A 7582-nucleotide genomic window follows, 5' to 3' on the forward strand; every position below is an offset into this window, starting at 1 on the left:
CTCCGCGGAAGGCGTCGCGTGCCCGGCCGGCTAGTTGAACATGCCCGGCAGGAACAGGATGATGTCCGGAAAGGCGCTGAGGATCGCCAGCACGAACAGATCCATCACCAGGAACCAGAACACGCCCCGGAAGATCTGCGAGGTGGTGACCAGATCCCCGACCACGCCCTTGATGACGAACACGTTCATCCCGATGGGCGGCGTGATCATCCCGATCTCCAGCAGCTTGCACAGGATCACGCCGAACCACAGCGCGCTCCAGCCCGCATCGGCGACGATGGGCAGCATGATCGGCAGGGTCAGCAGCATCGCCCCGATCGGCTCCAGGAACATGCCCAGGATCAGGTAGACCATGACGATGCCCAGCAGCAGCAGCGTCGGCGAGGCGCTGAGCGAGATGATGCTCTCCGACAGGTAGTCGCCCGCCCCCGACAGGGTCAGGAACCGCGTCAGCAGCGTGGCGCCGACCGCGATCACGATCAGGGCCGCGGTGGTGATCATCGTCTCCTCCGCCGCCAGCCGGAACCGCGCCCAGTTCAGGTCGCCGCGCAGAAGCGCCACCAGGCAGGCGAGGAAGGCGCCGATGGCCCCGGCCTCGGTCGGGGTGAAGACGCCGCCGAAGAGCCCGCCGAAGATGCCGACCATGACCAGCAGGATCGGCCAGGTGTCGCGCAGGGCGGCGAGGCGCACATTGAGCGGCTCCGCGCCCTCATATCTGGGGGCGAGTCTGGGGTTGATCTTCACCCGGATCAGCACGACCAGCACGTAGCCGACCGCCGACATGATGCCGGCTGCGATGCCGCCCAGGAACAGGCCCGAGATCGATTCCTGCGCGATCACGCCGTAGAGGATCAGGATGATCGACGGCGGGATCAGCGCCCCGATGGTGCCCGCGACGGCGACCGTGCCGGTGGCGAGCTCGGGGTCGTATTTCATCTTCATCATCTCGGGCACGGCGATCTTGCCCATGGCGGCCGAGCAGGCGATGGACGAGCCCGACACCGCCGCGAAGCCGGCCGACCCGAAGATCGCCGCGATCGCAAGCCCCCCCGGCAGCGCCGAGGTCCAGACCTTGGCCGCGTGGAACATGCCGCGCGTCAGGTTGGTATGGTAGCAGATGAAGCCCAGCAGCAGGAACATCGGCACCGAGCTGAGCACCCAGTTGGCCGCGAACTGGTAGGGCATGGTGGCGAGCGCGCCCCACGCGATCCGCCAGCCCATCATCCACCACAGGCCGCCGAAGCTGACCGCGATCAGCGCGATGCCGATCGGCACGCGCAGCGCGATCAGGCCGAAGAGGATGCCGAGTCCGGCAAGCCCGATCTCGACTTCAGTCATGGAGGGCCTCTTTCATGCTGGCCATGCCCGCGAACCCCGTGGGCTGGCGGGTGACGATGCAGATCAGTTTCCAGAACGCGACGATGGCCATCAGCCCGCAGCCGAGGGGCAGCGCGTAATAGGTCGGCCAGATCGGGATGGTGATCATCCCCTGCTGAAGCGCGGCCCCGGAGGCGAACTTGGTCCCCGCCTCCATCCAGGTGCGCACGGCGAGCAGCGAGAACGCGCCCACCGAGATCATGCAGGTCAGGATCGACAGCCAGGGCTGGGCGGCGCGCGGCATCAGGTCGGCCACGACCTCCACCGAGATATGGGCGTCGCGCGTCTCGGCCACGGCGAGGGCCGAGAAGGCGAGGAACACCATGTAGTAGTTGGACACGATGGTGATCGTGCCTTCCACCGGCATGTTGAACACGAAGCGGCCGATCACATCGGCCACCACATGCAGCATCATCAACGTGACGCAGAGCAGGCCGACCGCGGAGGCGGCCGACACGAGCATATTCAGGATCTGAGCGATCCGGCGCATGAAGACCTCGCCTTTCAGCTGGGGGTTGCGGGAGGGGGCTGGAAACGACGACGGCCGGCGGAGGGTTCCGCAGGCCGCCGCAGGGTCACGTGGGTCTTACTGACCATAGGTCGCGACATCGATCTTCGACTGGACGTTCTCCCAAAGCACAGCGGCGAGATCGTCCTTGGTCTTCACGCCTTCCATGCGCGGCACCCACTCGTCGATCAGCTTGCGCAGGGTGGCGATCTTGGCGTCGGTCTCCTTGATCCCGAACCGCTCCTCGTAGGAGGCGGCGAGGGAGCCGAGATCGGACTCGATCCAGGCGCGGCTCTTGGCGATCAGCTCGGGCGAGGCCTCGACGATCTCGATGCCGCGCGCGGGGGCCTTCTCCTCGACATTGACCCGGCCGTCGTCGAAATAGGCCATGATGCCCGAACCCGAGAGGTAGGCGGCGGCGTGCAGGACCTGGGTCCGCTCCTCGTTCGAGAGCGAATTCCAGGTGTCGAGGTTCATCTGCCCCATGCCGAAGGCGAAGGACGAGCCCGGGACGCCGGTGGTGATGTGCTTGACCGCGTCGATGAAGCCGAACTGGGTCAGCTCGGCGGGGTTGGAGGCGGTGCAGTCGAGCACGCCCTGGTTCAGCCCCTCGAAGGTCTCGTTGATCGACATCGACACCGGGGTCGCGCCCATGGCGTTGGCCCAGCGGGTCCACCAGGCGCCGCCGGCGCGCACGCGCAGGCCCTGCATGTCCTCGACCGTGGTCACCGGCTTCATGCACTGCAGGATGTAGGCGGAGGTGCCGAGACCGGCGAGGAACACCTGGTTCTGCGCCTTGGTCTCCGCCCGGCATTCGGGGCAGTGCAGGGCCACGTATTCCGACACGGCGCCCAGATAGGCGAGCGTGTTCTGCATCTTCTCCCCGTCGAGCAGCTCCGACAGGGCGGCGAGCTCGGCGGCGAGATTGGTCTCGGGATACTCGGCCAGGAAATAGGGCCACAGCACCGTGGCGACGTCGGCGATGCCGTCGCGCAGACCGGTGTTGGATTCCATCAGGTTGAGCAGCGACAGCGGGTAGACCTTGGCGGTCATGTCGCCGCCCGAGAACGCGTCGAGCTTCTCGGCGAAGTAGTTGGCGGCGTTGTCGCCCAGCGAGTTGGGCGGAGAGCCGACGGCGAAGCGCAGCTGCGTCGCCTCGGCCGGCGCGCCGGCGGCGGTCAGGAGCGCGGCGGCGCCCAGCGCCGCGAACGCGGTCGATCGGATCGTGGTCTTCATGGCGGGTCTCCTCCCCGGAGTGATGATGGCGCCCCGCCCGCTTCTTGGCGTCGGGCGGAGCGCTTGGGTCTCAGGGCGCGGCGCTCGGAACAAGGCGCCGAGCCGTCGGGCTCACTGGCCGTAAGTGGCGACGTCGACCTTGGACATGATCTCGGTCCAGTAAAGGTCGGCGAGCTGCTCGGTGGTCTTGACGTCCTTGGTCAGGCCGTCCCACTTCACGATCAGCTCCTTCATCTTCTCGGTCAGCGCCTCGCCGTCCTTCAGGCCGAAGCGCTCGGCATAGGACGCGGCCAGCGTGGTCGGGTCCGCGGCCACATGGGCGCGGGACTTCTCCAGCAGGTCCGGGGCGGCCATCGCGACGGGGATGCCGCGCTTCTTCATCTCGGCGATGCCCTTCTCGGACTCCTCGATGTAGACATAGGTGATCTTGGCGGCGAGACCGGCGGCCGCCTTCAGCATGGCGGTGCGGGTCGCCTCGTCGGCGCCGCTCCACACGTCCTTGTTGACCACCGCGGTGGCCGACGGGAACTGCGAGCCCGGAGCGCCTTCGGTCAGGAACTTCACCACGTCGATGAAGCCGAAGTTGAAGAGCTCGGGGTTCGACGAGGCGGAGCAGTCGAGCACGCCCTGGTTCAGGCCCTCGAAGGTCTCGTTGATCGACATCGACACGGGCGTGGCCCCCATCGCGGTCGCCCAGCGGGCCCACCACGCGCCACCGGCGCGGATGCGGGCGCCCTGCAGCTGCTCGAGCGAGTTGACCTCCTTGTTGCAGATCAGGTGATAGCGGGTGGAGGAGCCGCCGCCGAGGAACACCGCGTTCTGCGCCGAGAATTCGTCGAGGCAGGCCGGGCAGTTGAACAGCAGCCATTCCTGATAGGCGCCGGCGAAGACGATGCCGACCCGGTCGCCGTCCTCGACCGTGAGGTCGGTGAGCGCGGCGAGCTCGGTGCCGAAGTTCGAGGCGGGGAACTCGGACAGGAAGTAGGGCAGCAGGATCGTGGTCAGGTCGGCGATGCCGTCGCGCACGCCCGAGGTCGACTCGAGGAAGTTGAGCAGCGACAGCGGATAGATCTTGGCCTTGGTCTCGCCGCCGGTCTCCTTGTCGAGGATCTCGGCGAAGGTGTCGAAGGACCCGGCGGCGTTGGTGTTCGGCGGCCAGCCGATGGCGAAGCGCAGCGTGTCGGCCGAAGCGGTGGTGGCCGCGCCCGAGGCGGTCAGCGCGGCGCCGAGGCCGAAGAGCCCGGCGGCGATCTTGCGGTTGAGTTTCATACGATATCGCTCCCTGTCTTTGTGATCCGAAGGGCCTGGCCCCCGGTTTTCGCGTGCTGCGGCGCGGTCGGTCTTCCCGCGCCCTCCCCCCGAAGGGGCGGGCTCCCGCCCCCGCCCTCCGGTCATGCCGCGCGGGCGCGCCTTTCGGCCCGCCCGCGGGAATTCATTCGGCCGCGTGCTTGCGAGGCGCGGCCGGGGCCGCGGCGCTGCGCGGCGTGGGTTCCGGGATCTTGCCGCGGCGCTCGCCCAGATAGCCGAAGAGATAGGCGCCGACCTTGCGCATCTGGATCTCTTCCGAGCCTTCGGTGATCCGGTAGCGGCGGTGATGGCGGAAGATGTGTTCGAACGGCTTGTGGCGCGAATAGCCGATGCCGCCATGGACCTGCATGGCCCGGTCGGCGGCTTCGCAGCACAGCCGGTTCGCCCAGTAATTGCACATGGACACCTTGTCCGAGAGCCGCTTTTCGACTTCCGGGTGGGGCATCGAGTCCATCTCCCACGCGGTCTTGCGGATCAAGAGGCGCAGCATCTCGGCCTGGGTCGCAAGCTCCACCAGCGGGAACTGAATCGCCTGGTTGCGGGCGAGCTCCGTCCCGAAGGGCTTGCGGTGGCGGGCGTAGCGGATCGACTCTTCGATGCAGTAGCAGGCCGCGCCGAGGCTGGAGGCCGCCTGGCGGATCCGGTTCTCATGGACGAACGCCTGCGCGAGCGCGAGACCGCCGCCCATCGGGCCGAACACCGCCTCGTCCGGCACCCAGAGGTTGGTGAAGCTCAGGCGCGGGTGGTCGGTGGGCATGTTGAAGGTCCAGAGGAACTCCTCGACCTTCAGACCCGGCGTATCGGAGGGCGTCAGAAAGGCGGTGATGCCCTTGGCGTCCCCGGCCTCTCCGGACGTGCGCGCGAAGATCACGCAATGGGACGCCTCATGCATCCCGGTGATCCACATCTTCTCGCCGTCGATCCGCCAGCCCTTCACGCCGTCGCGGGTCTCCTCGACCGCGCGCGTCTCCATATGGGTCGCGTCCGAGCCGTGGTCCGGCTCGGTCAGCCCGAAGGCCATGCGGTATTCTCCGGCGAGCGCGCCCTTGATGAATTTTTCTTTCTGCGCGGGCGTGCCGAAGTCGCGCAGCATGACGATGACCGGGAAATTCCCGACCACCGAGTGTTCGTTCTGCAAATCGTTGAACAGACCCAGACCCTTGGCCGCCAGATGCTCGCGGATCACCGCCATCCACAGGTTCGACCCGCCGTCGCCGCCGAATTCCTTGGGCAGCGAGAACCGGTAGAACCCGGCCTTGTCGGCGCGCGCCTTCGCTTCGTCGAGCAGCGCCTCCCATTCCGGGCGCGGCAGGCCGCCGGCTTCGAAATCGGTGCGGGCGTATTCGCGGCGGTGGTCGAAGAACCGCTCGTTGTCGTCCTGGGCCTGCAGCGGCTTGATCTCCGCCTCGATGAAGGCGTCGAGCCGGGCGAGGTAGTCGACCAGTTCGGGGGGCAGCGCGAAATCCATGGGGTTATCCTTCCTGTCTCTCCGCCGTTCGGGCGCGGCGGTAGGGGGCGAAGCCCGGCTGGTCGACGGCGAGTTTTTCCATCGTCGTTGTCCAGAGGTGATCGGCGAGGCCGGGGGTCGAAAGGTCGACCTCCCCCGCCTTGATCCGGGCGGAGAGCTTTTCGGTGAGGGAGGCGAGATCCCCGGTCTCGCCCAGCAGGGCGGTCAGGCGGGCGGCCTCCGCGGTCTCGCCGGGGCCTGCATCCAGCGCACGGGCGGCGAGGTCGACGGCGGCGGCGGAGACGCGCGCCTCGAACGCCGCATGGGGGGGCAGATTGGGGGCCGCGGTCTCGCGCAGCCAGGCGGAGACGGCGGCGAGGATGTCCTGGGGTCTGGGAAAATCCTGCATCAGATCTCCCTCCCCGTCAGGTCGGCGATGAGCAGCAGTTCGGTTTCGGAGGCGCGCCGCGCGATGACGTGACGCTCGACCGAGTGGTCGACCCCGGCGCGGATCCAGGCGCCCATCTCCTCGATGATCACGCCCCAATGGAGGGCGCCGAAGCTCTCCCACCACCGCGCGGATTTCGGGTCGACGGTCTCGCCGCCCGCGGCTTCGTAGGCGGCCCACAGATCCTCGCGCGCGCCGCAGCCGCCGACCGGATGCGCGCCGCCGAAGCGCCAGGAGCCCATGCAGACCCAGCCGAAATCGGACATCGGGTCGCCCAGATGCGCCATTTCCCAGTCGAGCACCGCGCAGATCCGGTCGGGACCGCACAGGATGTTGCCCATCCGGAAATCGCCATGCACCAGCCGCGGCGCGCGGGGCGCAGGCGCGGTTTGCGCGAGGCGCGCGAAGGCCAGATCGAAGACCGGGCGGGCCTGACCGAACTCCGCATGACGCGCGGCAAGCCGGGCGAGCGAGGTTTCCGGCGTCCGCGCCTCCAGCCCCAGGCCGTCCGCGTCGATGCGATGGATGGCGGCGAGGATGGCGCCGGATTCCGCGGCGAAGCCCTCGCGAACCCCCGCGAACTCGGGCTTTCGAAGAATGCGGGCGGGGAGGGTTTCGCCCGGCGCCCGCGCCATGACGAACCCCTCGCCGGCCCCGTCCTCGGGCGTCAGCAGATGGGCGATGGCGGGGACGGGAGCGCCCTGCCCGGCGGCGAGGCCGATCAGCGCGGCCTCCGTCGCCAGCGGGATGCCGCCCTTGCCGGGGCGGGCCGCGGGGGGACGGCGGCGCAGGATCAACTCGCGGGCCCCGTCGCCGCCTGCGGCGCGGAACGCCCAGGTCTCCTGGCTCGCCCCGCCGGACAGGCGGGTGAGCCCCTCGATGGCCTCGCCGCCCAGGCGGGGCGCGAGGCGGGTCAGCGCGGCGTGCAGCGCGGTCTCTTCGGAGGCGGCTGCGGCCTCCGCCGCCGCGGCGTCGGCGGCGCGGGTGTCCTTCCGGGCGGGCGCGCTCAATTCACCTGCCGCTCACGGCCCTCCCAATAGGGGGCGCGCAGCTCGCGCTTCAGCAGTTTGCCGGACGCATTGCGCGGCATCTCGACGATCACGTCCACCGTCTTGGGGCACTTGAAGGCGGCGATGCGGGTGCGGATCCAGGCGGCGACCTCGTCCGGGTCGACCTTGCGCCCCGCCTTGGGGGTGACGATGGCCTTGACGGCCTCGCCCCATTTCTCGTCCGGCACGCCGATCACCGCGGCCTCGCC

8 protein-coding genes are annotated in these 7582 nt (G+C 68.8%); all 8 read right to left on the reverse strand.

The window, feature by feature from the left end:
• Window positions 1-30: 30 nt before the first annotated feature.
• Window positions 31-1338 (reverse strand): TRAP transporter large permease, encoded by a 1308-nt coding sequence (locus tag ACTB72_RS08515; protein ID WP_463036561.1) that lies wholly within the window; start codon window positions 1336-1338, stop codon window positions 31-33.
• Window positions 1331-1867 carry a TRAP transporter small permease gene (locus ACTB72_RS08520; protein ID WP_463036562.1) on the reverse strand — a complete coding sequence of 179 codons (537 nt, stop codon included), beginning with the start codon at window positions 1865-1867 and terminating at the stop codon, window positions 1331-1333. Before ACTB72_RS08520 ends, ACTB72_RS08515 begins: the two co-directional genes overlap by 8 nt.
• 96 nt (window positions 1868-1963) lie before the next feature.
• Window positions 1964-3121 (reverse strand): C4-dicarboxylate TRAP transporter substrate-binding protein, encoded by a 1158-nt coding sequence (locus ACTB72_RS08525; RefSeq protein WP_463036563.1) that lies wholly within the window; start codon window positions 3119-3121, stop codon window positions 1964-1966.
• 111 nt (window positions 3122-3232) lie between these two features.
• Window positions 3233-4390, reverse strand: a complete 1158-nt coding sequence (locus ACTB72_RS08530; protein WP_463036564.1) for a C4-dicarboxylate TRAP transporter substrate-binding protein — start codon at window positions 4388-4390, stop codon at window positions 3233-3235.
• A gap of 163 nt (window positions 4391-4553) precedes the next feature.
• Window positions 4554-5897, reverse strand: a complete 1344-nt coding sequence (locus ACTB72_RS08535) for an acyl-CoA dehydrogenase family protein (RefSeq protein WP_463036565.1) — start codon at window positions 5895-5897, stop codon at window positions 4554-4556.
• Window positions 5898-5901: 4 nt separating this feature from the next.
• Entirely contained in the window at window positions 5902-6285 is a 384-nt protein-coding gene (locus ACTB72_RS08540) for a DUF6285 domain-containing protein (RefSeq protein ID WP_463036566.1), read from the reverse strand.
• Entirely contained in the window at window positions 6285-7334 is a 1050-nt protein-coding gene (locus tag ACTB72_RS08545) for a phosphotransferase family protein (RefSeq protein ID WP_463036567.1), read from the reverse strand. The genes ACTB72_RS08540 and ACTB72_RS08545 overlap by 1 nt, the downstream gene beginning before the upstream one ends.
• A partial coding sequence (locus ACTB72_RS08550) for an AMP-binding enzyme (protein ID WP_463036568.1) occupies window positions 7331-7582 on the reverse strand: 252 nt, incomplete at its 5' end. The genes ACTB72_RS08550 and ACTB72_RS08545, both read right to left, overlap by 4 nt.

The organism is Albimonas sp. (assembly GCF_055129145.1).